Here is a 25,060-nt window from a genome sequence, read left to right as displayed (position 1 = left end):
AAGGACATCGGGCGCCGGGATCGTCTCGGGGTTGGGCCAGGAGATCTGCGTGGACGAGTTGCTGGGGCGTCGCCGGGCGATGCAATTGATGGGCACGGGCGCGGTGGCGGCCTCGATGGCTTCGCATCCTGCCATGGCAGCGGACGGGTCTCCGGTCGCCAGGGCCACTGTCGCGAACGATGTTAAGATGCGCCGGGCCTACGTGGATGGTCCCTACGGCCAGATCCATTATCTGGATGCCGGGAAGGGACGCCCGCTGGTCCTGCTGCACCAGGCGGTGATGACCGCCAACCAGTTCGACCGCGTCTTCGCACCGCTGGTTGCTCATGGCTTTCGCCCCATAGCGATCGATCTGCCCGGCTTCGGCCTTTCTGACCGACCGCCTTTCGAACCCAAGGTCAGCGACTATGCAGTGGTGGTTCCGGCCGTGCTCGACGCACTCGGCATCCGACGCGCGGCCATCGTCGGCCATCACACTGGGGCGCTGGTGACCAACGAGGTGGCGATCCAGTTCCCCGAGCGTGTCACCGCCAACGTCATCTGCGGTCCGCTCTTTATCCCCGACGAGCAGCGGGCCGCCCTAATCGCCGACATCGGCGGGCGCGAGCGGGCGTTCCGTGCGCTGCCTCATGCCGCGCACATGAACCAGTTGGCTGAAGCGCGCGAACGCTATGCGATGGGCACGATCGGGCCGGAGCGCATCAGCGATTACGTCGTTCAGGCGATGCTCGCGTTCCAGCGGGGTGCCTACTGGTACGGCCACAATGCGGGCCTGACCTATCGGCAGGAAGCGCCGCTGATGAAGATCCGCCAGCCCACACTGTTGCTGACCAACACCGGCGACATGCTCTACCAGTCGGCCCTGAAGGCCAAGGAGATGCGCCCCGACTTCAAGCTGGTGGAACTGCAGGGCGGCGGGATCGACATCGTCGACCAGCAGCCCGAGCAGTGGTCAGCCGCGATCGCCGATTTCCTCCGTTCGATCGCCTGAGTGGTCAGGCGGAGAGGATCGCCACGTCTTCTTCGCGCGGGACGCTGCCTTCGAACGAGGGCAGAAGCTCGAAGCTCTCCGAAGTCAACGTGGCATCGGCCAGTCCGGCCAGCTTGAACTGGCCGAGCTTCGGCTCCTCGTCGCTGCGAATAGCCTTTTCCGGATTGAGCGCGCAGATGAACAGGTCGCCCCTGCGCTCGAACATGAGATGGGGCGCGAGCCGGATCACGGCACCATTATAACGCGCTTCCACGAACCTGCGCGTCGTGATCGCTTCCATTATTGTCAAACGCGGATCACTCATTTCACTTTGCTCTTTGCACCGGCGACCATTTTTGCATCGCAGCATAATCGGGGATTTGGCCGCTCAACGCAAGCCGCTCATGGCCTGTATCCATTTCCCTTTTCATCGCAACGATCTGCAGATACCCTGCGCCCCTCTGGCGGGAATGGGCGATCCAATGTTCGGTTTTCTGAAGAAGCAGTTCGTCGATGTCATCGACTGGCTGGAGCAGCCCGGTGACCTCGCCTGGCGTGTCCCTTTCGAGGATCGCGAGATCCAGAACGGCGCGCAGCTGACCGTGCGCGAAGGCCAGACAGCGCTGTTCATCAATGAAGGCAACCTGGCGGACACTTTCGATGCCGGCCTGCACCATCTCGATACCGCCAACCTGCCGGTGCTGACCAGCCTGATGAACTGGGACAAGGGCTTCCGCTCTCCGTTCAAGTCGGACGTCGTGTTCCTGTCGTTTAAGGAGCAGCAGGGCCTCAAGTGGGGCACCGGGCAGCCGGTGACGGTGCGTGATGCGGAATTCGGCGCCTTGCGGCTGCGGGCTTTCGGCTCCTATTCGTTCCGCATATCCGCCATAGAGCCTTTCGTGGACCGTATCCTCGGCACTCTGAACAGCGTGACAGCTGCGTCGCTCGAACCGCAGTTGCGCGCCGCGATCCAGACCTCGATCGCTACCGCGCTCGGCAGCGGCGGCGTCCCCTTCCTCGACCTTGCGGCGAACCAGCAGGCGCTGTCAGAGCGCATCCGCGTCGAGGTCGACAAGGCCTTCTCGCAATGGGGCCTGACGTGCCTTTCGTTCTATGTCGAAAGCATTTCGCTTCCCGAAGAAGTGCAAGCCCATCTCGACAAGGGCTCTTCGATGCGGGTGCTGGGCGATCTGAGCAATTATACCCGCTTCCAGGCTGCTGAAGCTATCGAGGCCGCTGCCGGGCAGGAGGGCGGCTCGGTAGCCGGGATCGGCGCAGGCGTGGCAGCGGCGACAGCGCTTGGCGGCGCCATGGCGCAGGGCCTCGGTTCGCAGAGTGCAGCAGGCCCCTTCTCTCCGGCAACCGAAGAAGATCCGACCGCCACGATCGAAAAGCTTCACAAGCTGGTGACGCTGGGTGCACTCAGCCAGGAGGAGTTCGACGCCAAGAAGGCCGAGCTTCTCTCCCGCATCCGCTGACACGCCTTCGGGGGGAGACGTGAGCAACTGCCCTTCCTGCGGCGCGCTGCTGCCTATGCGTAGCGCTGCACTGCCCTATTCGACTTGCGCCTATTGCCAGTCGCTCCTCCTTCGTGACGGGCTGGAACTGCAGGACATCGGCAAGGTCGCGGTCCTGCCGCCCGACGTATCACCGATTCAGCTGGGCACGAGTCTGCGGGTCGAGGGACTGACGCTCACCGTCGTCGGCCGCGTGCGCTGGGGGTGGGACAACGGATCGTGGAACGAATGGCTGCTTGACGCCGGCGACGGCAGCGAACGCTGGCTGGGCGAGGCCATGGGCGCCTTCATGCTGACCGCCGCGCGCGCCGACCTCCGCGAACTTCCAATGATACAAGGCTTTGCGACAGGCGGAGAGATCGCGGTCGGCGCACGGCTGACGGTCGAGGGCATCACCCTCGTCGCAATCGACCGCAAGGAAGCCCGGTGCCTCGGCAGCGAGGGTGAACTCCCGTTTCCGACCCTGCCCGGGCGCTCGATGACGAACATCGATTTTCGCGGTCCCAATCGCGAGGCAGTCAGTCTGCAGCGCGACGCGCGCGGGGCTTCGGTCTGGCTTGGCTACTATAGCGACCTTGCCTCGCTCGCCCCGGCGAACCTGCGCACGATCGAGGGCTGGAGCATTCCCCGCGAGCTGACACGATGAACGCCGTGCGCAACATCGCCTGCCCCAACTGCGGCGGCGCGCTGGAAGTTCGCGCGGCGGGTTTCAGCGTGAACCTAGCCTGTGCCTACTGCGGCTCGCTGCTGGACGTCTCACGACCGGAAGTCGTTCTGATCGAGGCCCACGACAAGGCCGCCAAGGGCTTCCGTCTGGCTCCCGGCGCGCGGGGCACGCTGTTCGACGTCGAATGGGAGACCGTAGGTGCGCTCCGGCGGCGAGATTTGGGGTATTCCTGGGAGGAATACCTACTCTTCAACCCTTATGCGGGCTACCGCTGGCTGGTCCTGAGCGATCGTGAATGGCAGTTCGGGACCATGTTGCTGGACCTGCCCGAAGGGAACGATGACACCGTGTCCTGGCGGGGCGAGCGCTTCACCCGCGATGGTGATGCATCGACCAGCGAGACGACCGCCGTTCTCGGCGAGTTCTACTGGCGCGTCCGCGCAGGGGACACGGTCGAAGCGATGCTCTACGAACGCGGCGACACCGTGCTGTCACGCGAAGGGGGCGGCGGCGAGGTCAACTGGACCCAACTCGTGCCGGTGGAAGATGACGTCATCGCGCAGGCTTTCGGCCTCGGCCGTCTGAAAGCACACCGAGCGGTCCGTGAACCGTCTCCGTCTTCAGGCTCCTCGTCCAGCACGGCGAACGACCTGCCGACGATGTTCGGCCTCGCCTGTGCGGCCATCGTCGCACTGCTGCTGGCGATGGTGCTCATCTCCGGCCCGGTGGAGCGCGCCTCCGCCAGCATCGATGCCCCCTTCGCCGCCACGCGGGAGGGGGTCAGGATCGGAACCCTGACCGTGCGGCGCCCCTGGCAGTTCGTTACCGTCACCGCACGCGGGACCGACTTCGACAACCGTTGGGTGGACCTCGACTATAGCCTCGTCGACAGGGCCACAGGGCAGTCGATGGACGGCTACGGCATCGTCGAGCACTATTCTGGCCGCGACAGCGACGGATCCTGGACCGAGGGAAGCCGCAAGGGAACGACGCTGCTAGGCCGCGTTCCGCGCGGCACTTACGATCTCTACGTCGATGCCTCCGCCCATGGCTGGCCAAGCGACCCATCACCGCAGATCTCGGGCTGGTCATCGCTGCCGGAAACTGTCACCGTTTCCATCGAGGCCGAGACCGGCTCATTGCCCTGGGGCAACTGGTGGACGGCTGCCGTGCTGCTCTTCGCGTTCCCCTGCATCGCGGTATGGCGCCAATATCGCGAGGAGAACGGCAGATGACGCTGCGCCTCGTCCTGTTCCTGCTGTGGATCGCGATGGTCATGGCCGGGTGCCTCAGCGCCTCGTACTATGCCTGGTCGCCATTCTCGGACGAGGAGCGCCCGATGCGCGCCGGCGGCTCGTATGGCCCGACGCACAAGTAACCTTCAAGGAGACGGCCCATGCTGACACTCTCGGTCTTTCTCGCCACCCTGCTCTATGCGGGGCTTGGCATCGTGATATTCGTGTTCAGCTTCGTGCTGGTCGACAAGCTGACCCCCGGCGAGCTGTGGCGAGAGATCATCGAGCGGCGCAATATGGCGGTTGCCCTGCTGGCGGGCGCGGTCGCGCTCGGCATCTCCAACATCATCGCCGCCGCCATCCATGGCTGATACTTGTGGCTGAGGCCGAGCCCGCCATCACCGTCGACAGCGCAGAGCGCGCGCCCGCCTCACTCGCGGTGATCCTGCTCGTCTCGGTGCTGGTGGTCGCGACGTGTGGACTCATCTACGAATTGCTTGCCGGCACGCTCGCCAGTTATCTGCTGGGCGACAGCGTCACGCAGTTTTCGACAGTGATCGGCACGTATCTTTTCGCCATGGGCGTCGGCAGCTGGCTTTCCCGCCACGTCCGCCGCGACGAGATGGGCGTGTTCGTGCGGGTGGAGATACTGATCGCGGCGCTCGGAGGGTGGTCGGCTGCGGGCCTTTTCCTGCTCTTCCCGGTGGTTGGCGACTTTCGCATCGCGCTCTACGCGCTAGTGCTGGCGATTGGGGTGCTGGTCGGGTTGGAGATCCCCCTCCTCATCCGGATTCTGCGGCATCGCTTCGCCTTCCGTGAACTGGTCTCCAACGTCCTCACGTACGACTATGTCGGCGCGCTGATCGCCTCGTTGCTGTTCCCGCTGGTGCTGGTGCCTTGGCTGGGCATGATGCGCACCGGCTTCGTGTTCGGCCTCGCCAACGTCGCGGTCGCCCTTGCATTGCTGGTCGCGCTGCGCCGCCAGCGCCGGGTTGCGGTGGACGTGATCGCCGCGCTGGTCGTGGCCGCCAGTCTCATCGCCGGCCTTGTCGCGGCAGACCGCATGCAGCGCTGGTCCGAGGTCGCCTTCTATGGCGAGCCGGTCATCTACGCCCGTTCAACCCCTTATCAGCGTATGGTCCTGACCCGCCGGGGAGAAGACCTGCGCCTCTATCTCAACGGCAACCTGCAGTTCTCAACCCGTGATGAGTACCGCTATCATGAGGCGCTGGTCTGGCCGGTACTGGGCCGCGTCGCCCGCCCCGATACGGTGCTGATCCTTGGTGGTGGCGACGGCCTTGCCGCGCGCGAAGTCCTGCGCGACCCGCGCGTGCGTCAGGTCACTCTCGTCGATCTCGACCCCGAGATGACACGCCTGTTCCGCGACACGCCGCAACTGGCCGCCCTCAACGCCGACTCCTTGTCCTCCCCCCGAATGCGCATCCACAATACCGACGCATTCCGCTGGGTGCGCGAGGCGCGCGGCAGCTACGACGCGGTCATCGTCGACTTTCCCGACCCGACCGAGTTTTCACTGGGCAAGCTCTATACGGAGAGCTTCTACCGCGAAGTCGCCCGCCTTCTCGCGCCCGAGGGGGTGATGACAGTGCAGAGCACCTCGCCTCTGGTCGCGCCAGAATCCTACTGGACCGTCGCGACCACCCTGGAGTCCGCCGGATTGCATGCCAGGGGCTACCACGCCTACGTTCCCAGCTTCGGCGAGTGGGGTTTCACCCTTGCTGCGCATCGCCCCTTCGCCAAGGCGACAAGATTGCCGCAGAACTTACGATTCCTGACCCCCTCGAGCGAACGGGCAATGTTCGACTTTCCCCCCGACATGGCGCGCCGCCCAACTCCGGTGAACCGGCTCGATAACCAAGCGCTGGTACGCAGTTTCGCGCGCGAGTGGGGCAATTATGAAGGCTGAGACGAGCCGACGCACGATCCTCGCGGGCGGGTCGGCTGCGGCTGGCGCCTCGCTGTTGGGGGGCTGCGTTCAACCTACGATGGCCGGGATGCTCGATGGTGCCGACTGGCGACGCGGCCACCGGCTGCGCGACGGTTCTTTTCCCGCGCCCGACGGCCCCGTGCAGGACATCGACGTAGTGATCGCAGGCGGCGGCGTCGCGGGGCTGGCCACCGGCTGGCGACTTGCTGACGCCGGATTTGCGAACTTCACGCTGTTCGAACTGGAGGACCGCACAGGCGGGAATGCCCGCTCAGGCCGCAATGCAGTCAGTGCCTACCCACTGGGCGCGCATTACCTTCCCGTGCCCAACCGCGATGCCGCAGCATTGCGTTACATGTTGCGCAGCTTCGGGATGATCGTCGGCGATGCGCCCGATGGTCCGGTCTACGATCCTTACCAACTCTGTGCCGACCTTGAGGAGCGACTTCTGTGGCGGGGTGAGTGGCAGGAGGGTCTGTTCCCGCAGTCCGGGCTGCCCTCCGGCCAGCAGGCGCAGCGCCAACGCTTCGACCAAAGCATGGATTATTTTCGCCGAGCGGTCGGCCTGGATGGACGTCCCGCCTTCACTATCCCTTCCGTCCTGTCGAGTGTCGATCCGCGCTTCACTGCACTCGACCGCCTCAATTTCGCCGACTGGCTCGATTCCGAAGGATTCACGGCTCCCGCTCTTCGCGCATACTTGCGGTATTGTTGCCGCGACGATTACGGCGCAGAGCCCGAAGACGTATCGGCATGGGCGGGCATACACTATTTCGCCGCACGGCGTGGATGGGCTGCCAACGGCGATGGCGATCGCGAGCTCACCTGGCCAGAAGGCAATGATCGTCTCGCCAGCCTCATGGCAGCGCGCATCCATTCCAACCTGCGCCCGGCACACACCGTGTTCCGCTTGGCGGTGACGGCTGAAGGACGTGCCGAACTGGACGTCTTCGATCATACGGCAGGCCGCAGTCGCCGCCTGCGCGCGAAAGTCGCGATCCTGGCCATGCCGCATTTCGTCGCGGCTCGCGTTGCGCCAAGTGTATGCTCGCCCGGAGGTTTGTCCTACGCTCCGTGGGTCGTCGCCAACGTCACCGTTTCCCGCCCGCCCGAGGGCAAGGGCGTGCCGCTGGCCTGGGACAACGTGTCCACCGCCAGCGATGCGCTCGGTTATGTGGTCGCCACGCACCAGACCACCAGCGCGGCGCTCGGGCCAACAGTTCTGACATGGTACATGCCCCTATCGCGTGAGACGCCGCAGGTCGCCCGCAAGATCATGCTGACCCGCTCGCTGGAACGCTGGCAGGAGATCGTGCGCGCCGATATGCTCGCCATGAATCCCGACCTCGACGGAGCGATCGAGCGGATAGATGTCTGGCGCTGGGGTCATGCCATGATCCGGCCGACGCCGGGTTTCCTCACCGATCCGGCCCGGCTTGCCGCCCGCTCCGCGCATCCGCCGGTACTGTTCGCCCACTCGGACCTATCCGGCCTTTCACTGTTCGAGGAAGCCCACCACCACGGTGTCGCCGCCGCCGAGATGGCGCTGACACACCTCGGTCATGCGTTCGAAAGCATCGCCTGACATGGTCCACCGTGCCGGAACGAGCATCCATCTCATCGCCGATCTTGCCGCCGGTGAGGGCCTTGACGACCTTGCGCGGGTCGAAGCCGCTCTGCGCGACGCCGCAGTTGCAGCCCGATTGACCGTGCTGGACGTGAGGCTCCATCACTTCGGCGCCGGGATGGGCGTCACCGGAGTGGCGCTGCTCGCCGAATCCCATATCTCGATCCATACCTGGCCCGAGGATGGGCTGGCCGCCGTCGACCTCTTCGTGTGTGGGGCAGAGGCCGATCCCGAAGCCGCATTGCGCGTCATCTGCGCTTGCTTCCGGGCCGTGGTGCGGGAACGCCAACTCATTTCCCGCCTCCGCCCGAATACCCCGCTCAGTGAAGCTTGAGGCGGGGCCTTACTACGCGGTTGACGTGCCCTACGGCGATAAGCGCTGAACCCTTGATCCATCCGTGGATCGCGAGGAGATGCATGCGGTACAATGACAGGTAGATCATTCGGGCAAGGCGGCCTTCCACCGCCATTCGGCCGCCCACGAGATTGCCCATCAACGTACCCACGGTCGAAAATCGGCTCAATGACACCAGCGAGCCACGATCCTTGTAATCGAAATCCTTGAGGGGTCGGCCGTCCATCGACCGCCTGAGATTCTCGAACGCGGTCGCCGCCATCTGGTGCGCCGCCTGCGCGCGCGGCGGAATCGGGCGATCGCGACCCGGCAGCATGCAAAAGGCACAGTCGCCCAGCGCGAATATCTTCGGGTCGGTTACACTCTGAAGCGTGGGCGTCACCACGATCTGGCCGGAACGGGACATTTCGACGCCGTCGAGCCCTCCCGATATCGGCTTGGCCTTGACGCCCGCCGCCCATACCTGAAGATCGGCTTCGATCAGTTCGCCCTCGCCGGTGATCATCCCGCTGTCCGTGCTTTCTACGATGGGAGTGGCGGTGCGCACGCGTACGCCGAGGTTCTGCAATTCGTCCCGCGCCGATTCGGCGAGCCGCTCAGGCAATGCGGGCAGGATTCGCGGTCCGGCCTCGATCAACGTGACCTTCAGGCGGCCCCGGTCGAATACCTCCAGCCCGTAGTGACTCAGGGCGTCTGCCGCATTGAAGAGTTCCGCCGCCAGTTCAACACCAGTCGCACCGCCGCCGACAATCGATACCTTCACGCGCGCATCACTGGTTTCGTCCGCAGACATGGCACGCGAAACCCTGAGGCACTGGTCGAGCAAACGATCGCGAAAGCGGTCGGCATCGGCGCGGCGGTCGAGAAACATGCAGTTCTCGCGCACTCCGGGCGTTTCGAAATCATTGGTCACCGACCCATAGGCCAGCACTAGATAATCGTAGCGAAGTTCCTGCTCACCAACGACTTCCTGCCCCCGATCATCGAGTATCGGGGCGAGATGAATGCGCTGCGCGGTACGGTCGATTCCTGCCAGCGTGCCCTTGAAGTAACGATAACCCCACTTGTGGCAATGGCCGCGATAGCCGACTTCGTCGAGGTTCGCATCGAGCGAACCGGCGGCCACCTCATGCAGCAACGGCTTCCAGATGTGCGTGCGGTTCTCATCCACGAGAATGATATCGTGGTCCCGCCGACCGTATCGAGCCCCCAGTCGAGTGGCGAGTTCCAGCCCGGCGGCACCGCCACCGACGATCACGATCTGGGTCTTCTGAGATTGCACGTCTGGTCCTTGATCCGGGGCATCTTGCCGCGCGAGAGGTTATGTACTAATTGGTACACACGTTGGACGGCCGTGTCACCGCCCGATTTCCCGTTCGCTTCAGGGTAACCCGGCGTCAGTCGCGATTGCAGTGGGCAAACGGTCCTATCGATAAGAATTTCAAGGAGAAGCCGCATGTCCGGCTCAGACAAAAGGGGCGTCTTGGCCAGCCGGATCTGGCTGGCGGTGCTCGGTATAGTGATCTTGGCCGCCGGCCTTTTCTTCGTGGTTGGCGGCGCGCGACTCGTGAGCCTGGGGGGTAGCTTCTACTTCTTGTTCGCAGGACTTGCGCTCGTGGTGTCCGGCTTCCTCATAGCCCGTCGGCGTCCGACCGGCGGCCTGCTGTTCGGCGCGATCTTCCTGGCCACGATCCTGTGGTCGCTGTGGGAAGTCGGCTTTGCGTTCTGGCCGCTCATCTCGCGCCTTCTGGCGCTAGGCGTAGGCATGACGGTCGTGGCGCTCTCGCTGCCGTTGATGCGCCGCGCGCAGGGCATGACGCCGGCATGGCGCCCGGCACTGGGCACCGCCGCCATCGTCGGCATCGCCTCTGCAGCCGGTTTCGCCGCGATGTTTTCGCCGCACCCGACCGTGCCCTTCGCGGGCGTCGAAGCGGCGCTCACCCCGGTCGATGCCGCCAGCGAGCAGAAAAACTGGGCAGCTTACGGCAACACCGCCGGCGGCAGCCGCTTCGTCGCGCTGGACCAGATCACCCGCGACAACGTGAAGAACCTGCAGGTCGCCTGGACCTACCGTACCGGCGACGTCGCCGAGAGTGACGGCAACGGCGCCGAGGACCAGGACACCCCGCTGCAGGTGGGTGACACCATCTACATCTGCACCCCGCACAACAACGTCATTGCGCTCGACGCCGACACCGGCAAGCAGAAGTGGAAGGCCGAAGTCAACGCCCATGCCTCCGTCTGGATGCGCTGCCGCGGCCTCGCCTACTTCGATGCGAAGGCCCCGCTGCAACAGCCGAGCCTGCCCGGCTCCACCCCGGTGACGGCGGCGACGCTGCCCGAGGGCGCGCCGTGCGAACGCCGCATCCTGATGAACACCATCGACGGCAAGCTGATGGCCTTCGATGCCCAGACCGGCAAGGTCTGCACCGGCTTCGGCACCAATGGCCGCGTCGATCTGCTCGCGGGCCTCGGCAATGCGCCCGATCCGCAGTACCAACTGACCGCCGCACCGACGCTGGCGGGCACCACGATCGTCATCGGCGGCCGCGTGGCCGACAACGTCCAGATCGACATGCCCGGCGGGGTGATCCGCGGCTTCGACGTCATCACCGGCAAGCTGCGCTGGGCTTTCGACCCGGGCAATCCCGCCATCACCGGCATGCCCGCCAAGGGCCAGACCTATACCCGTTCGACACCCAACGTATGGTCGGCGATGTCGTATGACGCGGCGTCCAACACCGTGTTCATGCCGGTGGGCAGTTCCTCGGTCGACCTGTTCGGCGTGCCGCGCACACCGCTCGACCACAAGTACGGCGCCTCGGTGCTTGCCCTCGACGCGACCACCGGCAAGGAGAAGTGGCACTACCAGACGGTCCACAACGACTTGTGGGACTTCGACCTGCCGATGCAACCCAGCCTGATCAACTTCCCGGTCAAGGGTCGCGGCAAGGTTCCCGCCGTCGTCATCGGCACCAAGGCGGGCCAGCTCTACGTGCTCGACCGGCAGACCGGCAAGCCGCTCACCAAGGTCGTCGAGACCCCGGTGAAGGCCGCCAACATTCCCGGCGAGCCCTATTCGCCGACCCAGCCTAGGTCGGTCGGGATGCCGCAGATCGGCGCGCAGACGCTGACCGAGGCGGACATGTGGGGCGCCACTCCGTTCGACCAGCTGATGTGCCGCATCGCCTTCAAGGGCATGCGCTACGAAGGGCTCTACACCGCGCCGGGCACGGACAAGTCGCTGGCCTTCCCCGGCTCGCTGGGCGGCATGAACTGGGGCAGCCTGTCGATCGACCCCACCACCAACACCGTGTTCGCCAACGACATGCGCCTCGGCCTGTGGGTGCAGATGTTCCCGCAGACCAAGGCCCAGCAGGGCAAGGCCGGCGCCGCGGGCGAGGCCGTCAACACCGGCATGGGCTCGGTTCCGCTCAAGGGCACGCCCTACTCGGTGACCAAGGACCGCTTCCTCTCGGCACTGGGCATTCCGTGCCAGGCTCCGCCGTTCGGCACCCTGACCGCCATCGACATGAACACCCGCAAGGTGAAGTGGCAGGTCCCGGTCGGCACCGTGGAAGACACCGGCCCGATGGGCATCCGCATGGGCCTGCCGATCCCGATCGGCATGCCGACGCTGGGCGGCACGCTCGCCACGCAGGGCGGCCTCGTCTTCATCGCCGGCACCCAGGACTTCTACCTGCGCGCCTTCGATTCGGGCAGCGGCAAGGAGCTGTGGAAGGGCCGTCTGCCCGTCGGCAGCCAGGGCGGACCGATGAGCTACAAGTCGCCGAAGACCGGCAAGCAGTACATCGTCATCACCGCCAGTGGTGCCCGCCAGTCCAAGCAGCGCGGCGACTACGTGGTCGCTTACAGGCTGCCCTGACCTGATAGGGGGCAGGCCGGAGGCCTGCCCCCCAATTCCAACGACCAGACAGAGTTGCCCCGCCGCCGGAACTCGCCGCGCGCGGGAGCAGCAGCAGGAGGGGGCCATGGGCCGTCGCATCCATTCTCTCGCAGCGCTCGCCGCAGGCTGCGCATTCACTTTCCCGATGACCGCTCTGGCAGAAGACGCCGAGGCGGGCACCGCAACCAACGTCGTCGTGACCGGCGCCACCGCAACTGCAGGCACCGCGCAGGACCATCGGCCGACTTCCACGCAGGGCGCCTCCACCGCCAGACCTCTGCACGCGCCGCATCCGCGCGAGACGCTGACCGGCGACTGGGGCGGCGTGCGCACCGACCTGAAGGACGCAGGGGTCACCGTGCGCGCCGACTACGTCTCGGAAACCTTCTCCAACGTCGACGGCGGCCAGCGCCGGGGCACCGCCTATGTCCAGCAGATCCGCGCGGGCGTCGATCTCGACATGGACAAGATCGCCGGGATCGACGGCGGCGCCATTCACGTGACCATCAACGACCGGCGCGGCATCGGCATCTCGTCGGACTTCGTGGGCAACCGCCTGCCGATCCAGGAAGCGGCGGGCGGCTACTATGCACGCCTGAGCGAACTGACCTGGGAACAGAATTTCGATGGCGGCCGCCTGAACCTGCGCGCGGGCTTCTTTGCGATGGGCAATGACCTCGGCGGCCTGTCGATCGGCTGCAACCTCGTCAACGCGGCGTTCTGCGCGCATCCGCTGTCCGAAAGCGGCAGCACCGGCTGGTATAACTATCCCAACGCCCGCTGGGGGCTGGCGGTGCGCTACAAGCTGCGCCCCGACCTGATCGTGCGCACCGGCGTCTACCAGACCAACCCCGACCTCGGGCTGGAGAAGAACGCCTTCAAACCGTTCGCAGGCAAGACTACCGGTGTCGTCCTGCCGCTGGAACTGGAGTACGATCCCGGCGCCACGCCCGGTAGTCACGTGATGCCCGGCCACTACAAGGTGGGCTTCTACTACGACACCGCCAATGCCGACCGGCAGGGCACCCCGGGCCGCGTGACCGGTCGCTTCGGCGGCTATGTGCTGGGCGACCAGATGATCCTGCGCGATAAGGGCGGGAACGGAAAGCGTGGCCTGTCGATATTCGGCCACTTCACCGCCAACCCGGAGCAGTCGGCGCAGATCACCCGCTGGTATGCCGCCGGCTTCCTCAAGCTGGGCACCTTCAAGGGCCGCGACGCCGACACCCTCGCGCTGGGCGTGATCCACGCGCAGGTCAACGAGCGCCTGCGCGCGCTTCACGCCGAATTGCTCGGCTTCGCGGACGGCTACACCGCCCTACCCGAAGGCGAGACGGCGATCGAGATGAGCTACGGCCTGCAGCTGACGCCCTGGCTCAATATCCGTCCCGACGTGCAGTACATCGTCGATCCGGGCGCCTTCTCCTACCGAACCACGCACGATGCGCTGGCACTCGGCGTGCAGGTCAAGATGCAGATCTGATTGTTAAAAAGGGGCTGAGGGCATTGCGCCCCCGGCCCTCGAAAGGCCATAGGGCGCGCCATGCAGGATGACGGCTTCACCGAACGCAACCGGCGAGAGATCATCGCGATCGCCACAGCCCATTTCGCGGACAAGGGCTTCGCAGGCGCCCGCGTGGACGAGATCGCCGCCGCGACCGCCACGTCGAAGCGGATGATCTACTACCACTTCGGCAGCAAGGAGGCGCTTTACCGCGCGGTCCTCACTGAAGCCTATCGCGGCATACGCTCGGCCGAACTCGCCGCCGGGCTGGACGACATGCCCGCGATCGATGCCCTGGCGCGGCTGACGGAACTGACGTTCGACTACCACTACGAGCACCCGGAACTCGTGCGACTGGTGATGGACGAGAACATGCGACACGCCCCGCATGTCGGCGAAGTGGTCGAGACGTACAACGAAACGGTACTGCCCGGCACCCGCGCCCTTATCGAACGCGGCGTCGCCGAGGGCACGTTCCGCCCGGCGCTGGATCCGGTCGACCTGCATATGACGATTAGCGCGCTGTCGTTCTACTTCGTGTCCAACCGCTATACGTTTGCGACCATCTTCAAGGTCGATACCACCAGCCCGGCGGCTGCGGCGAAGCGTCGCGAGCAGGTGGTCGCCAACGTCATCGCCTACTGCCGGGCCAGCTAACGCCTGCCTCGCCGGAAGAACGGGCGGAAGACAAAGCCTCCGCCCGTCGATCAGACCGCGATCACGCGCTCGCCATCTGCCCGGCTTCCTCGAGCAGGGCGGCGACTTCCTCCGGGTCGCCGAGGACGACGCCGATGCGCTGGTGGAGGCCGGTCGGCTTGGCATCCATGATGCGCGCCTCGCCGTCGATGGCGGTGCCGCCGGCCTGTTCGATGAGGAAGCTCATCGGGTTGGCCTCGTAGAGCAGGCGCAGGCGGGCCTTGCCGGGCTTGCGGTGGTCTGACGGGTAGAGGAATACGCCACCACGCTTGAGAATGCGGTGGATGTCCGCCACCATCGAGCCCGTCCAGCGCATGTTGTACTCACCCGCCAGCGGGCCTTCCTCGCAGCCGACGCGGGCATCGACGTAGCGCCGGATGGCCGGTGACCACTGCGCGCGGCGGGCCATGTTGATGGCGACTTCCTTGTTGCCCGTGGCGATCCTGAGCGGACCGTCGGTCATGCGCCAGGCACCCATTTCGCGGTCGAGGGTGAATTCATAGACGCCCGCGCCCAGTGTCAGCACCAGCAGCGTCTGCGGGCCGTAGATCGCGTAGCCCGAGGCCACCTGCTCGCTGCCCGGCTGCAGGAAGTCCTCTTCCGTCACCTCGCGCCCGGCCGAATTCTCCGGCGCGCGCAGGACCGAGAAGATGGTGCCGACCGACAGATCGACATCGACGTTGCTCGACCCGTCGATCGGGTCGAACAGCAGCAGGTATTCGCCCTTGGGATAGCGGTTCGGGATGCGATGGATAGTCTCCATCTCCTCCGACGCCATGGCCGCGAGGTGGCCGCCCCACTCGTTCGCGTCGAGGAGGATTTCGTTGGCGATGACGTCGAGCTTCTTCTGCACTTCGCCCTGCACGTTCTCCGAGCCGAGCGTGCCCAGCACGTCGCCGAGCGCGCCCTTGGAGATCGCGAAAGTCACCGACTTGCAGGCCCGGGCGACCGTCTCGATGAGGAGGCGCAGTTCGGAAGGGCAGGCGCTGTCCTCGCGCCGCTGCTGTTCGATGAGGAAGCGGGTCAGTGTGATCGGTTGCATCTTGGCCTTTCGCATGGCGCTGCGCCGGGACGGCGTATCTGAAGGTGCATGAAGACCGGCAGGGATGCGCCGTCACGCCTCCCCCGTTTCTTCGCGACCGGGCGACCATGCGCGAAACTTGCGCAAAACGCTACTTCAACCGCACCCGGTCACGATCTCACGGACGTAATTCGCCGCAGCGACAACGTTGTCCCAGCCGGTTTTCCGGCGTTCGCCGATGCGCAAAAGAAAAGCGCGGCGGATCACCGCCGCGCGAAGATGTCTTCCGCGTATTCCCAAATCCGGCGCGCGCGCGAATCGCAGGCGCATCACCGGCCGGGCAACTTCGCTCAGCGGGCGCTGGCGAGTTGAACGCGCGAGGGGGTGGAAGCCGCTGCCATGCGTGCTTCGATGCGGGTGCGGATGTCCGCCTTCACCGCCGCACGGCAATCCTGCGCCTTGCGTTCGGCCGTGAGGTGGACGCGGGCCATACCCTCGCCGCAGACCGAGCGGGCGGCCTGATCCATCCGGATCGCAAGGCGCTGCTGGCCATCGGTGGTGGCAAGGTCGAGACCCTTGAGGTCAAGCATGACCTGATCGCGGGCAAAGGGGTTTTCGTCGGTCGCTGCCGAAGCCGAACCGGCAACGGTAAGGGCACAGGCGGCGAGCGCCATCAGGCCAATCTTCATCATCATCTCCTGCACACATGTCGAGGACCACTCTGACGGCGGCCGCATACGTCATAGCGCTCTGCAGGGGAACTGACAATCTACCGATATTGGCTGAATTCAGCGGCTGCTTACCACCAGTGCGAGTTCGGTGACGTGGCCCAGCAGTCCGATCGGCAACTCGGCCTGCTGAGTGCCGGAAGCACCTTCCTGCACCACCGTTACGGCGATGGTCCGCGCCATGGGGGCTGACCAGATACGCACCGTCTGCAAGGGCAATACGGCCTTCCACGCCTTCCCGCCCTCAACCGTTACCGGGTGGCCGTTGATCTGCACCACCGAAGCGGGGTCGGAACGACGGCCGGAAACCTGCAGGCAGTTGTTCTCGCCGCAGGAAACGAGCTTCGCTGCGGGACGGGGAGCAGCATCGGCATCCCCGGCGCAGATCGTGAACAGCGCGATGCCCAACGCCGCGAGGCCCACCCTGAGACGGTTTTCTGCGCAGAACACCTCCCTGCGCATCAGGAGTGCTGTTCCGGGCGCGATGCAGGGACCGCCCCCACTGCCTGCGCGCGCGCGGCGATGCCGTCCCGAAGCAGCCTGAGAACTGCCGTCCCCATGCTCGAAGGACGGATTTCCTTGGCCAGCAGCTGGAATTTCTTGGCTTTGCGCATTCTGGGCGGTCACCTTTTCCCCGGGGAAACAAAAGTGACGCGCCGCCGATCGTCACGGCAGACACAAATTTGCAATGAAGGGCATAGATTTCATCTATGCGCGCGGAATCGCGCGAATCCGACGGAAAACCTCGTCGATGAACAGCTGCGTGGCGGTATCCCGCTCCGGCTCCGCGCGGGCGAGAAGGAAGATTTCGTAGGACGGCTCGAAGTCGGCGTGAAGCAGCGGCCAGAGCAGCCCCCGCTCGATCTCCGAGCGCACCGCCGGGACTGGCAGGAAGCCGATGCCCACACCGCAGACGATCAGCCGCCGCGCCTCGTTGATGTCCTGCGCCAGTCCCGTCACGCGCACGCCAAGGCCATAGCGGCGGCGCAAGTGCGTGACGATCTCGATCTCGTCCTCGCCGCCGAGGACGAACGCCTCGTCCTTCAACTCGCGCGGCTGGCTGATGCGATAGCCGAACATCGGGTGGCTGCGGCCGCAGTAAAGCTGCTGGCGCTCGACGAACAGCGGCTCGTAGACCAGCCCGCCGCGCACGCTGTTATCATAGCCGATTCCGACCTCCACCTCGCCGCGTTCCAGCGCATCGAGCACCTGCCGCCAGGACGAGACGCGGATTTCGATGCGGATGCCGGGATGGCGGCGGTGGAAGCTGGCGATCGCCTCGTCGAATTCCGCCGAGACGATGGCCGAAACGATCTGGATGCGCACGATTCCTTCGACCCGCCGGATGGCCTGCGCGATCTGGTGCGGCACGAGGCGCGCGGATTCCAGCATGTCCTCGCACAGCGCCATCATCGCCTTGCCCGCCGCCGTCATCTCGACGCCATTGGCCGAGCGGACCAGCAAGGTGGTGCCAACGTGGTCCTCAAGCCGCTTGAGCGCGGCCGATATGCTCGGCTGCTGCTTGTTGAGTTCCCTTGCCGCCGCGCCGATCCCCCCGGCGCGCACGATGTCGACGAATGTGCGCATGAGGTTCCAGTCCACCCGGCTGGCGAATTTACGGTCTGTCAGCGGGGTGTCGTCGCTCATGGCAACAGGGGTAGCCGGTCCGAAAGCCGGGTCATAGATGCAATTTATGAAGCGCCCCTGATTGGATGGCACTCAACGGCACACAGCGGCACTCAAGAGCACCACAGCACTATTTCGCATGCAGCACCGCGTTCGACCACCACGTCAGCGTGTGCTCGTCATGCGCCGAAGTCCAGACGCCCTTGGGGGTCCAGCGCAGCGCCCCGCTGCCCGCCGCCTTGCCCTTGCGCGCGGCGACCGTCATCGCCTTCGGGTCGATCACCGCAAATACCTGGTCGTCGGTGGTCCGCAGCCAGACTTTGCCCGCGCCGGTATCGACGTCGCCCCACTTGAGGTTGTCGCCGACCTTGATGCGGCCTGCCAGCGCATTGGTCGCGGGGTCGATCCGCGCAAGGGTGCCGTCGCCTTGCTCCTGCACCCAGACACCGCCCTCGCCCGCCGCGAGGAAGCCGGGCTCCTTGCCGAGCGGGATCTTCGCGGTGACGGTGTTGGTGGCGGTGTCGATGCGCTGGAGCGACTGTTTGGTGGCGCTTACCGCCCAGACCGCGCCGAAGCCGTAAGTCAGATACCATGTCCCCGGATCGACCGGGACCGAAGCGATCACCGCGTTGGTCGCCGGATCGATGCGGGCGACGAGGCCCCCACGGTCGTCGGCGCCGTTATCGCTGGCCACCCAGACCGAGCCGTCGCCCGCGACCACGTTGAGTTCGCCGCTCGAGGCGATGCCGGTGGGGATGGTGGCCACGATCTTCGCGGTCTTCACGTCGATGCGCTTGACTGCCTTCTCCTCGCAGTCGGCGACCCACAAGGAGCCAGCCGTGATCGCCATCGCGCCGCAGGGGTGCGCCATCGCGACTTCGGCGAGCTTGCCTTTTCGCGACCACTGCTCGACGCGGCCCTTGTTGGTGGCCCAGACGGTCTTGCCGTCCACTGCGAGGAAATCCGCGAAGCCGGGGACCTGGATGACCTCCGGTTCTTTCGCCTGTGCGCCGGCGGGAAACGCCGCCGTGGCAGCCAGAAGCATCAGACCGAACTTGCGCATGGATTTTGCCCCTCTCAGTAAGAAAAAGTAGTGTCGGCCCCGATCAACGCCATCGTGCTTACGGCGGAAACATCAACCTCATCCCGTCATTCCGAGCGCAGCGAAGCAATCCAGGGCAGTCTCAAACCGCCCTGGATTGCTTCGCTGCGCTCGCAATGACGAAGTATGGGAGGTGTCACTTTGGCCTGCCCTCTCGCTCAGCCCTTGCTCGCGATGAAGGCGCGCCAACCACCCAGATGCGTGATGTCCTCAGCCCCGGTCAGCGCGCGCGGTTCGGAGACGAAGCCCTTGACGGTGGTGCCGTCCGCCAGCGTCACGTTGCCGATGGCGAGCGGCGCGGGGACATCGACGGTGAAGCTGCCGAACTCGGCGACGCCCAGTTCATAGACCTCGACCTTGATCGCGGCGCCCGCTTCGTCATGGACGAGCGCAGGCTTGGGCGGCACGCTGTCGGCAATGGCGTAGAGCTTGTAAGTGGGCGCGGTCTCGAAGGCGCCGACGAATTCGGCGTCGCGGCTGGTCAGCTGCCAGTGCAGCGGCATGTCCTTCAGATGGGCGCCGACGACGGCGAGCTTCACGGTTTGCATCTTTCCCTCCAGATCGAGTGGCGGCGGCGCGGGCAAGTCCGCGACCGCAAGGTAGGCGTCGGCCGCGTCCAGCAGGGCGCGGTCGGTGTCGGCCGGGCCGATCAGGGTGATCCCGAAGCCGGTGGCATTGGCGCGGATACCGGCGGGAACGGCCAGCGCGGCCATGTCCAGCAGGTTCACGAAATTCGTGTAGAGCCCCAGGTTGCTGTTGAGCGCGATGGGCGCGGCCAGCATCTCGGAGACACGGTAGGTGGTGCCGGTAGTGGGGAAGGCCATCATGTCGATGTCGGCCCACAGGAGGTCGGCGTGGCGCCTGAGGTCGGCCATGCGGTAGATGCCGTTGAACAGCTCGACCGCGCTCATCGCCTTGCCGGGCTCGACCACCGCACGCACGGTGGGATCGACCGCGAGCGGGTTGGCGGCGAGAATGCCCTCCATTGCGGCGGTCCGCTCGGCCACCCAAGGGCCGCCGTAGAGCAGCTGCGCGGCCTCCAGCAGCGGGGCGAGGTCGATCTCGACGAGTTCGCCCAAGGTCGCCAGCTTGGCGAGCGCCTTGTCGTAAAGGTATTCGGACTCGCCATCGCCGAAGAACACCCGCTGTTCGCGGCGCGGCACACCGATGCGCCTCACGGCGAGAGGCTGGTCCGCGAGCGGCTTGGAGTAGGGATCGGCCACATCGAAGGCCGCGACCACGCCGTCCACCAGCCGGGCATCGGCGGTGTCGTCGGTAAATACCGTGATGCAGTCGATCGTGCGGCAGGCCGGGACGAGGCCGCGCGTGGACCAGCGGCCCTTGGTGGGCTTCATGCCGATCAGGTGGTTGAACGCGGCAGGCACGCGGCCCGATCCGGCGGTGTCGGTGCCGAGCGAAAAGGCCACCAGCCCCGCCGCCACCGCGACCGAGGAGCCGGAGCTGGACCCGCCGCTGACGTAGTTCAGGTTGGAGGCATTGCGCGGTATCCCGTAAGGGCTGCGCGATCCGTTGAGGCCGGTGGCGAACTGGTCGAGGTTGGTCTTGCCCACGCAGACCGCGCCCGCCGCCAGCAGCCGCTCGATCACGCCGGCATCGTCCTCGGGCTCGTAAGCGAAGGCGGGACAGGCCGCCGTCGTCTCGAACCCGGCGACGTCGATATTGTCCTTTACCGCGAAGGGCACGCCCGCCAGCGGCAGGTCCTCGCCCGCCGCGATGCGCGCGTCCACCGCAGCGGCGGCGTCGAGCAGTTCGCTGCGGGTGGCGCGGCTGATCCAGATCTGCGGCTGGACGGCATTGTAGGCCTCGACGCGGGCGAAAGTGTCCTCGGCCACGGCGACGGCGGTGGTCTCACCGGCCCTGACGGCGGCGGCGATACGGGTGGCGCTCAAACGGGTCATGCATGTTTCCTCAGGGCGAGCATCGGGGCGCCGGGCTGCAGCGACTGGCCTTCGCGCATGTAGAGCGCCGAAACCGTGCCGCTGCCCGGGCTTTCCACCGCGCATTCCATCTTCATCGCTTCAAGGACCGCGATCTTGTCCCCCGCCGCGACGGTATCGCCCGGCTGCACCAGCAGGCGGGTGACGCTGCCGCCATAAGGCGCCTCGACCAAGTCGGAGCCCTCGGGCAGTTCGATCGCCTCCTCGGCGGGCAGGTCCGCATCGGCGAGATCGGCGGCGTGGTCGAATTCGCCGAGGCGCTCCCACTCGGCGCGTTCCTCGTCGAAGGCGGCCTTGCGGCGCTGTTCGAACTCGGCGATCCCGGCGGCGTTCTCGGCCAGATAGGCGCGGTAGTCGGCGAGGCGGAATTCGCTCGGCTCGATCCTGAGGGCGCGGCGACCGGCGGGGAATTCGCGGCGCCAGTCGGCCAGTTCCTCCGCGCTGACGGGATAGAATCGGATCTGGTCGAAGAAGCGCAGCAGCCAGGGCTTGCCTTCGGTAAAGGCTTCGGTCTGGCGATAGGTGTTCCAGACCTGCACGGTGCGCCCGAACAGCTGGTAACCGCCCGGCCCCTCCATGCCGTAGATGCACATGTAGGCGCCGCCGATGCCCACGACATTGGGCGGCGTCCAGGTGCGCGCGGGGTTGTACTTGGTGGTGACGAGGCGGTGGCGCGGGTCCACCGGCGTCGCGACCGGCGCGCCGAGATAGACGTCGCCAAGCCCCATGACGAGGTAGTTCGCCTCGAAGATCAGGTTCTCCACCGCAGCCTGATCGGGCAGACCGTTGATGCGGCGGATGAACTCGATGTTGTCCGGGCACCACGGCGCATCGTCGCGCACAGTGGCCATATACTTCTCGATCGTCTCGACGATCGCGGGGTCGCGCCAGCTGAGCGGCAGGTGGACCACGCGCGAGGGGATCGTGAAGTCCTCGAGGTCGCCAAGCCGCTCCTCGGCGGCGATCAGCATGGCGAGCGCCGCCTTCTGGTCCATCTCTGCGCCGTCAAAGTGCAGCTGGAGCGAGCGGATGCCGGGCACGATGTCGATGATGCCGGGCGCGGCGAGGCGTTCCAGCTCGGTCATCAGCGCGTGGACGCGGATGCGCAGTTCGATGTCGAGCACGATCGGGCCGTATTCGACGAGGATGTTGCGGTCGCCCTGCTGGCGGTAGACCGTGCGCGGACGGCCGGGGCCTTCGGGGATTTCCGACAGGATCGGGGTGAGCGTTTCCACACCGCGCGCCGGGGTGGATTCCGGCACTGCGCCGGTCGCCACGAAGGCGCGCTGGGCGGCGTCGGCGGCTGCGGCGTCCTCGATGGTGACAGGGGCGAAGCGCAGCTTATCGCCGGGAGCGAGCTGGCCGATCTTCCAGCGGTCCGCCGCGATCACCACGAAGGGGCACACGAACCCGCCGAGCGACGGCCCGTCGAGGCCGAGGATGATCGGCATGTCGCCTGTGAAGTCCACCGCACCGATGGCATAGGGGTTGTCGTGGATGTTGGAGGGGTGAAGTCCCGCCTCGCCGCCGTCGGTACGCGCCCACCGCGGCTTGGGTCCGATCAGGCGCACGCCGGTGCGGTTGGAGTTGTAGTGGATCTTCCACTCGGCATTGATGACCATTTCCACGTCCTCGGGCGTGAAGAAGTCCGGCGCGCCGTGCGGGCCGTAAAGGACGCGCAAGGTCCATTCGTTGCCGATTGCGGGCAGCGTGACGGCGGGCAACGCGGCGTCGGTGGGCTCCGAACCGAGGTGGATCGTGTCGCCCGCCAGCAGGCGGCGCGCGGCGTGGCCGCCGAACTGGCCCAGCTCAAAGGTGGCGCGGCTGTCGAGGTAGGGAGCGATGTCGAGCCCACCCGCGAACAAGATATAGCCCCGGAAACCGCCGGAGGAGGCGCGGCCCATCGCCAGCGTCTGGCCCGCTGCAATGTCGATGGGAACGCCGCGCTCCACCGGCACGCCGTCCAGCGTGGCGCCGAAGTCCGCACCCATAAGGCAGATGCGCGCGTCGGAAACGAAGGCCAGGGTCGGGCCGGTGACGGTGGCCTCAAGCCCCGCCGTGCCCTCGGGATTGCCGAGCAGCCGGTTGCCGAGGCGAAACGACTGGTCGTCCATCGGGCCCGAGGGCGGCACGCCCACGGCCCACAGGTGCTGGCGGCCGGGCCAGTCCTGCACGGTCGTCGCGGTGCCGCCGCTGACGACGCGGAAGGCGCGCGGGGTGAAGACCACGCCGTCGAGCACCCTGGTCGAGACTTCGCCGCTGGTGAAGGCCGGGGTGCGCACCACGTCGCGCAGCCAGCGCACGTTCGTCTCGATGCCGTCCACGCGGGTGGCGTCGATCGCGCGCCGGGCCGCTTCCACCGCTTCCTCGCGGGTGGGCGCGTGGACGATGAGCTTGGCCAGCATCGGATCGTACCACGCACTGACGGTGCTGCCCGCCGAGCACCACGTCTCGACGCGGATGTCCTCGGGGAATTCCAGCGCGGTCAGCGTGCCCGAAGTCGGGCGGTAATCGAGCGAAGGGTCTTCCGCGTAGAGACGCATCTGCACCGAATGGCCCTTCATCGTCGGCGCGGGCGCATCGAGGAAGGCGAAATCGCCCGAAGCGCCGCGTACCATCCATTCGACGAGGTCGATGCCCATCACCATCTCGGTGACGCCGTGCTCGACCTGCAGGCGGGTGTTCATTTCAAGAAAGAAGAACTCGGCGCGGTCGGCGTCGTAGAGGAACTCCACGGTGCCTGCCGAGCGGTACTTCGCGGCCTCGCCCAGACGCACGGCAGCGGCGTAGAGCGCGGTGCGCACGCTCTCGGGAAGAAGCGGCGCGGGGGCTTCCTCGACCACCTTCTGGTTGCGGCGCTGGAGCGAGCAGTCGCGCTCGCCCAGAGCCATGACGCGGCCCTCGCCATCGCCGAACAGCTGCACTTCGATGTGACGCGCGCGGCCGATGTAGCGTTCGAGGAAGACCCCGGCGTCGCCGAAGTTGCTCTGCCCCTGCCGCTTCACGGTGGCGAAACCGTCGCGCAGCTGCGCCTCGTCGGTGCAGACGCGCATGCCGATGCCGCCGCCGCCTGCGGTGGCCTTGAGCATGACCGGGTAGCCGATCGACGCGGCGGCGCTGACCGCCGCTTCCTCGTCGGTGAGCAGGTCGGTGCCCGGCGCCAGCGGCACCTCGTGCGCAGCGGCCAATGCGCGGGCGCTGTGCTTGAGGCCGAAGGTGCGGATGTTGTCGGTGGTCGGGCCGACGAAGACGATGCCTTGCGCCGCGCAGGCCTCGGCGAACTCGACGTTCTCGGCCAGGAAGCCGTAGCCGGGGTGGATCGCCCCTGCCCCGGTCTTCTTCGCCGCCGCGATGATGGCGGGAATGTTGAGGTAGCTTTCCGAAGCCTTGGCGCCGCCGATGAACACGGCCTCGTCGGCTTCGGATACGTGGTTGGAGTTCTCGTCCGCCTCGGAATAGACCGCGACGGATTTCAGGCCCATGCCGCGCAGCGTGCGGATGATGCGGGTGGCGATCGCGCCCCGGTTCGCGATCAGGACGGTGTCGAAGCTCATGCGGTGACGATCATCCGGACTGGAGTGGGGTTGAAGCCGTTGCAGGGGTTGTTGACCTGCGGGCAGTTGGAGACGACGACGATCACGTCCATCTCTGCCCGCAGGTCCACGGTCAGGCCCGGCGCGGATATTCCGTCGACGATGCCCAGCGACCCGTCGGGTTCGACAGGAACGTTCATGAAGAAGTTGATGTTGGAGACGATGTCCCGCTTGCCGCGCCCTTCGAGGAGGTTGGCCTCCAGGAAGTTCTCGACGCAGGCGTGTTCAGACTTTGTGTGATGGCCGTAGCGCAAGGTATTGGATTCGCACGAACAGGCACCGCCGATGGTGTCGTGATAATCTACCGAGGTGGCGGCGATGGTCATCAGCGCATTGCCCTCGTTCGAAAGCAGCTTCGTGCCTTCGCGCAGGAACAGGTTGCCCTGCGCCGCGACGGTGTCCTGCGCGGAGTAGCGCTCGGCATCGTCGGCGGCGGAATAGAGCAGGAAATCGACCGCCTGGTTGCCTTCGAGGTCGACGATGCGCAGCGTCTGCCCGGCCTTGACGTGATGCAGCCAGGGCGCGCGGGCGGGGACGACGATGTCGTGGATGACGGTGCCGGTGAGGCCGGACATGTGAGGATCGGTGCTCATGATCGCGTGTCCC

Annotated in this window: 24 protein-coding genes; 13 read left to right on the top strand and 11 right to left on the bottom strand. The window is 66.2% G+C overall.

Translation table 11 applies throughout. From position 1 onward, the window contains the following. The first annotated feature begins 49 nt into the window (after nucleotides 1-49). A complete protein-coding gene (locus PKE80_RS12765; protein WP_271182781.1) occupies nucleotides 50-991 on the top strand; it encodes an alpha/beta fold hydrolase in 942 nt (313 codons plus the stop codon). A 4-nt stretch (nucleotides 992-995) separates the two neighbouring features. On the opposite strand, the gene PKE80_RS12760 is transcribed toward PKE80_RS12765, so the two are convergent. Then, nucleotides 996-1,271, bottom strand: a complete 276-nt coding sequence (locus tag PKE80_RS12760; RefSeq protein ID WP_271182780.1) for a hypothetical protein — start codon at nucleotides 1,269-1,271, stop codon at nucleotides 996-998. Between the two features lie 181 nt (nucleotides 1,272-1,452). Here PKE80_RS12760 and PKE80_RS12755 point away from each other — a divergent pair, with 181 nt between their 5' ends. Genes PKE80_RS12755 through speD form a run of 8 tightly spaced genes read left to right on the top strand, consistent with a single transcriptional unit; the run spans nucleotide 1,453 to nucleotide 8,298 of the window. Then, entirely contained in the window at nucleotides 1,453-2,448 is a 996-nt protein-coding gene (locus PKE80_RS12755) for an SPFH domain-containing protein (protein ID WP_271182779.1), read from the top strand. A 55-nt stretch (nucleotides 2,449-2,503) separates the two neighbouring features. Continuing rightward, nucleotides 2,504-3,133 carry a DUF4178 domain-containing protein gene (locus PKE80_RS12750; RefSeq protein WP_271182778.1) on the top strand — a complete coding sequence of 210 codons (630 nt, stop codon included), beginning with the start codon at nucleotides 2,504-2,506 and terminating at the stop codon, nucleotides 3,131-3,133. Then, a complete protein-coding gene (locus PKE80_RS12745) occupies nucleotides 3,130-4,389 on the top strand; it encodes a DUF4178 domain-containing protein (RefSeq protein ID WP_271182777.1) in 1,260 nt (419 codons plus the stop codon). Before PKE80_RS12750 ends, PKE80_RS12745 begins: the two co-directional genes overlap by 4 nt. Beyond that, nucleotides 4,386-4,532, top strand: coding sequence for a hypothetical protein (locus PKE80_RS12740; RefSeq protein ID WP_271182776.1), 147 nt, complete (start codon nucleotides 4,386-4,388; stop codon nucleotides 4,530-4,532). The genes PKE80_RS12745 and PKE80_RS12740 overlap by 4 nt, the downstream gene beginning before the upstream one ends. A gap of 18 nt (nucleotides 4,533-4,550) precedes the next feature. Next, nucleotides 4,551-4,760: a DUF350 domain-containing protein gene (locus tag PKE80_RS12735; protein WP_271182775.1), complete on the top strand. Its 210-nt coding sequence runs from the start codon at nucleotides 4,551-4,553 to the stop codon at nucleotides 4,758-4,760. Between the two features lie 5 nt (nucleotides 4,761-4,765). Beyond that, entirely contained in the window at nucleotides 4,766-6,316 is a 1,551-nt protein-coding gene (locus tag PKE80_RS12730; protein ID WP_271182774.1) for a polyamine aminopropyltransferase, read from the top strand. Next, the gene (locus PKE80_RS12725) at nucleotides 6,306-7,922 is read left to right on the top strand and encodes an NAD(P)-binding protein (protein ID WP_271182773.1); all 1,617 of its coding nucleotides are present in this window, start codon (nucleotides 6,306-6,308) and stop codon (nucleotides 7,920-7,922) included. Before PKE80_RS12730 ends, PKE80_RS12725 begins: the two co-directional genes overlap by 11 nt. Before the next feature lies 1 nt (nucleotide 7,923). After that, a complete protein-coding gene (speD, locus tag PKE80_RS12720; RefSeq protein WP_370425029.1) occupies nucleotides 7,924-8,298 on the top strand; it encodes an adenosylmethionine decarboxylase in 375 nt (124 codons plus the stop codon). Here speD and PKE80_RS12715 read toward each other — a convergent pair. Next, complete coding sequence (locus PKE80_RS12715; RefSeq protein ID WP_271182771.1) at nucleotides 8,285-9,601, bottom strand: NAD(P)/FAD-dependent oxidoreductase; 1,317 nt, start codon at nucleotides 9,599-9,601, stop codon at nucleotides 8,285-8,287. The genes speD and PKE80_RS12715 overlap by 14 nt on opposite strands. Nucleotides 9,602-9,775: 174 nt before the next feature. Here PKE80_RS12715 and PKE80_RS12710 point away from each other — a divergent pair, with 174 nt between their 5' ends. From PKE80_RS12710 to PKE80_RS12700, 3 genes are all read left to right on the top strand, one after another. Then, on the top strand, nucleotides 9,776-12,205 hold the full coding sequence (locus PKE80_RS12710) for a glucose/quinate/shikimate family membrane-bound PQQ-dependent dehydrogenase (RefSeq protein ID WP_271182770.1): 2,430 nt from the start codon (nucleotides 9,776-9,778) through the stop codon (nucleotides 12,203-12,205). Between the two features lie 106 nt (nucleotides 12,206-12,311). Then, a complete protein-coding gene (locus PKE80_RS12705) occupies nucleotides 12,312-13,709 on the top strand; it encodes a carbohydrate porin (RefSeq protein ID WP_271182769.1) in 1,398 nt (465 codons plus the stop codon). A 60-nt stretch (nucleotides 13,710-13,769) separates the two neighbouring features. Continuing rightward, entirely contained in the window at nucleotides 13,770-14,387 is a 618-nt protein-coding gene (locus PKE80_RS12700; RefSeq protein ID WP_271182768.1) for a TetR/AcrR family transcriptional regulator, read from the top strand. Between the two features lie 61 nt (nucleotides 14,388-14,448). Here the strand turns inward: PKE80_RS12700 and PKE80_RS12695 are convergent, their stop codons facing one another. Further along, a complete protein-coding gene (locus tag PKE80_RS12695) occupies nucleotides 14,449-15,468 on the bottom strand; it encodes a class 1 fructose-bisphosphatase (RefSeq protein WP_271183146.1) in 1,020 nt (339 codons plus the stop codon). 48 nt (nucleotides 15,469-15,516) lie between these two features. On the opposite strand from PKE80_RS12695, the gene PKE80_RS12690 reads away from it, so the two are divergent. Then, nucleotides 15,517-15,819 (top strand): hypothetical protein, encoded by a 303-nt coding sequence (locus tag PKE80_RS12690; protein WP_271182767.1) that lies wholly within the window; start codon nucleotides 15,517-15,519, stop codon nucleotides 15,817-15,819. Here the strand turns inward: PKE80_RS12690 and PKE80_RS12685 are convergent. The 8 genes from PKE80_RS12685 to PKE80_RS12650 form a co-directional block, all read right to left on the bottom strand. After that, the gene (locus PKE80_RS12685; protein WP_271182766.1) at nucleotides 15,798-16,136 is read right to left on the bottom strand and encodes a UrcA family protein; all 339 of its coding nucleotides are present in this window, start codon (nucleotides 16,134-16,136) and stop codon (nucleotides 15,798-15,800) included. The genes PKE80_RS12690 and PKE80_RS12685 overlap by 22 nt on opposite strands. Before the next feature lie 99 nt (nucleotides 16,137-16,235). Next, complete coding sequence (locus PKE80_RS12680; protein WP_271182765.1) at nucleotides 16,236-16,625, bottom strand: hypothetical protein; 390 nt, start codon at nucleotides 16,623-16,625, stop codon at nucleotides 16,236-16,238. Nucleotides 16,626-16,636: 11 nt separating this feature from the next. Beyond that, a complete protein-coding gene (locus PKE80_RS12675; RefSeq protein ID WP_271182764.1) occupies nucleotides 16,637-16,789 on the bottom strand; it encodes a hypothetical protein in 153 nt (50 codons plus the stop codon). Between the two features lie 94 nt (nucleotides 16,790-16,883). Further along, the gene (locus PKE80_RS12670; protein ID WP_271182763.1) at nucleotides 16,884-17,822 is read right to left on the bottom strand and encodes a LysR family transcriptional regulator; all 939 of its coding nucleotides are present in this window, start codon (nucleotides 17,820-17,822) and stop codon (nucleotides 16,884-16,886) included. Nucleotides 17,823-17,931: 109 nt separating this feature from the next. Continuing rightward, entirely contained in the window at nucleotides 17,932-18,864 is a 933-nt protein-coding gene (locus PKE80_RS12665) for a Vgb family protein (RefSeq protein ID WP_271182762.1), read from the bottom strand. 197 nt (nucleotides 18,865-19,061) lie between these two features. Continuing rightward, nucleotides 19,062-20,822 carry an allophanate hydrolase gene (atzF, locus tag PKE80_RS12660; protein ID WP_271182761.1) on the bottom strand — a complete coding sequence of 587 codons (1,761 nt, stop codon included), beginning with the start codon at nucleotides 20,820-20,822 and terminating at the stop codon, nucleotides 19,062-19,064. Continuing rightward, nucleotides 20,819-24,415 (bottom strand): urea carboxylase, encoded by a 3,597-nt coding sequence (gene uca, locus PKE80_RS12655; protein ID WP_271182760.1) that lies wholly within the window; start codon nucleotides 24,413-24,415, stop codon nucleotides 20,819-20,821. The genes atzF and uca overlap by 4 nt, the downstream gene beginning before the upstream one ends. Continuing rightward, a complete protein-coding gene (locus PKE80_RS12650; protein ID WP_036525067.1) occupies nucleotides 24,412-25,047 on the bottom strand; it encodes an urea amidolyase associated protein UAAP2 in 636 nt (211 codons plus the stop codon). Before PKE80_RS12650 ends, uca begins: the two co-directional genes overlap by 4 nt. Between the last annotated feature and the right edge of the window lie 13 nt (nucleotides 25,048-25,060).

Source organism: Novosphingobium resinovorum (assembly GCF_027922145.1).
GTDB classification, from domain to species: domain Bacteria; phylum Pseudomonadota; class Alphaproteobacteria; order Sphingomonadales; family Sphingomonadaceae; genus Novosphingobium; species Novosphingobium resinovorum.
This window is presented reverse-complemented; position numbering and strand designations above follow the sequence as displayed.

Bases quoted from the DNA above. Each gene is read 5' to 3' on its own strand.
- PKE80_RS12760 (WP_271182780.1), bottom strand. From the start codon at position 1,271: ATGGAAGCGATCACGACGCGCAGGTTCGTGGAAGCGCGTTATAATGGT.
- PKE80_RS12755 (WP_271182779.1), top strand. From the start codon at position 1,453: ATGTTCGGTTTTCTGAAGAAGCAGTTCGTCGATGTCATCGACTGGCTG.
- PKE80_RS12750 (WP_271182778.1), top strand. From the start codon at position 2,504: ATGCGTAGCGCTGCACTGCCCTATTCGACTTGCGCCTATTGCCAGTCG.
- PKE80_RS12745 (WP_271182777.1), top strand. From the start codon at position 3,130: ATGAACGCCGTGCGCAACATCGCCTGCCCCAACTGCGGCGGCGCGCTG.
- PKE80_RS12740 (WP_271182776.1), top strand. From the start codon at position 4,386: ATGACGCTGCGCCTCGTCCTGTTCCTGCTGTGGATCGCGATGGTCATG.
- PKE80_RS12735 (WP_271182775.1), top strand. From the start codon at position 4,551: ATGCTGACACTCTCGGTCTTTCTCGCCACCCTGCTCTATGCGGGGCTT.
- PKE80_RS12725 (WP_271182773.1), top strand. From the start codon at position 6,306: ATGAAGGCTGAGACGAGCCGACGCACGATCCTCGCGGGCGGGTCGGCT.
- speD (WP_370425029.1), top strand. From the start codon at position 7,924: ATGGTCCACCGTGCCGGAACGAGCATCCATCTCATCGCCGATCTTGCC.
- PKE80_RS12710 (WP_271182770.1), top strand. From the start codon at position 9,776: ATGTCCGGCTCAGACAAAAGGGGCGTCTTGGCCAGCCGGATCTGGCTG.
- PKE80_RS12705 (WP_271182769.1), top strand. From the start codon at position 12,312: ATGGGCCGTCGCATCCATTCTCTCGCAGCGCTCGCCGCAGGCTGCGCA.
- PKE80_RS12700 (WP_271182768.1), top strand. From the start codon at position 13,770: ATGCAGGATGACGGCTTCACCGAACGCAACCGGCGAGAGATCATCGCG.
- PKE80_RS12695 (WP_271183146.1), bottom strand. From the start codon at position 15,468: ATGCAACCGATCACACTGACCCGCTTCCTCATCGAACAGCAGCGGCGC.
- PKE80_RS12690 (WP_271182767.1), top strand. From the start codon at position 15,517: ATGAAGACCGGCAGGGATGCGCCGTCACGCCTCCCCCGTTTCTTCGCG.
- PKE80_RS12685 (WP_271182766.1), bottom strand. From the start codon at position 16,136: ATGAAGATTGGCCTGATGGCGCTCGCCGCCTGTGCCCTTACCGTTGCC.
- PKE80_RS12675 (WP_271182764.1), bottom strand. From the start codon at position 16,789: ATGCGCAAAGCCAAGAAATTCCAGCTGCTGGCCAAGGAAATCCGTCCT.
- PKE80_RS12670 (WP_271182763.1), bottom strand. From the start codon at position 17,822: ATGAGCGACGACACCCCGCTGACAGACCGTAAATTCGCCAGCCGGGTG.
- PKE80_RS12665 (WP_271182762.1), bottom strand. From the start codon at position 18,864: ATGCGCAAGTTCGGTCTGATGCTTCTGGCTGCCACGGCGGCGTTTCCC.
- atzF (WP_271182761.1), bottom strand. From the start codon at position 20,822: ATGACCCGTTTGAGCGCCACCCGTATCGCCGCCGCCGTCAGGGCCGGT.
- uca (WP_271182760.1), bottom strand. From the start codon at position 24,415: ATGAGCTTCGACACCGTCCTGATCGCGAACCGGGGCGCGATCGCCACC.
- PKE80_RS12650 (WP_036525067.1), bottom strand. From the start codon at position 25,047: ATGAGCACCGATCCTCACATGTCCGGCCTCACCGGCACCGTCATCCAC.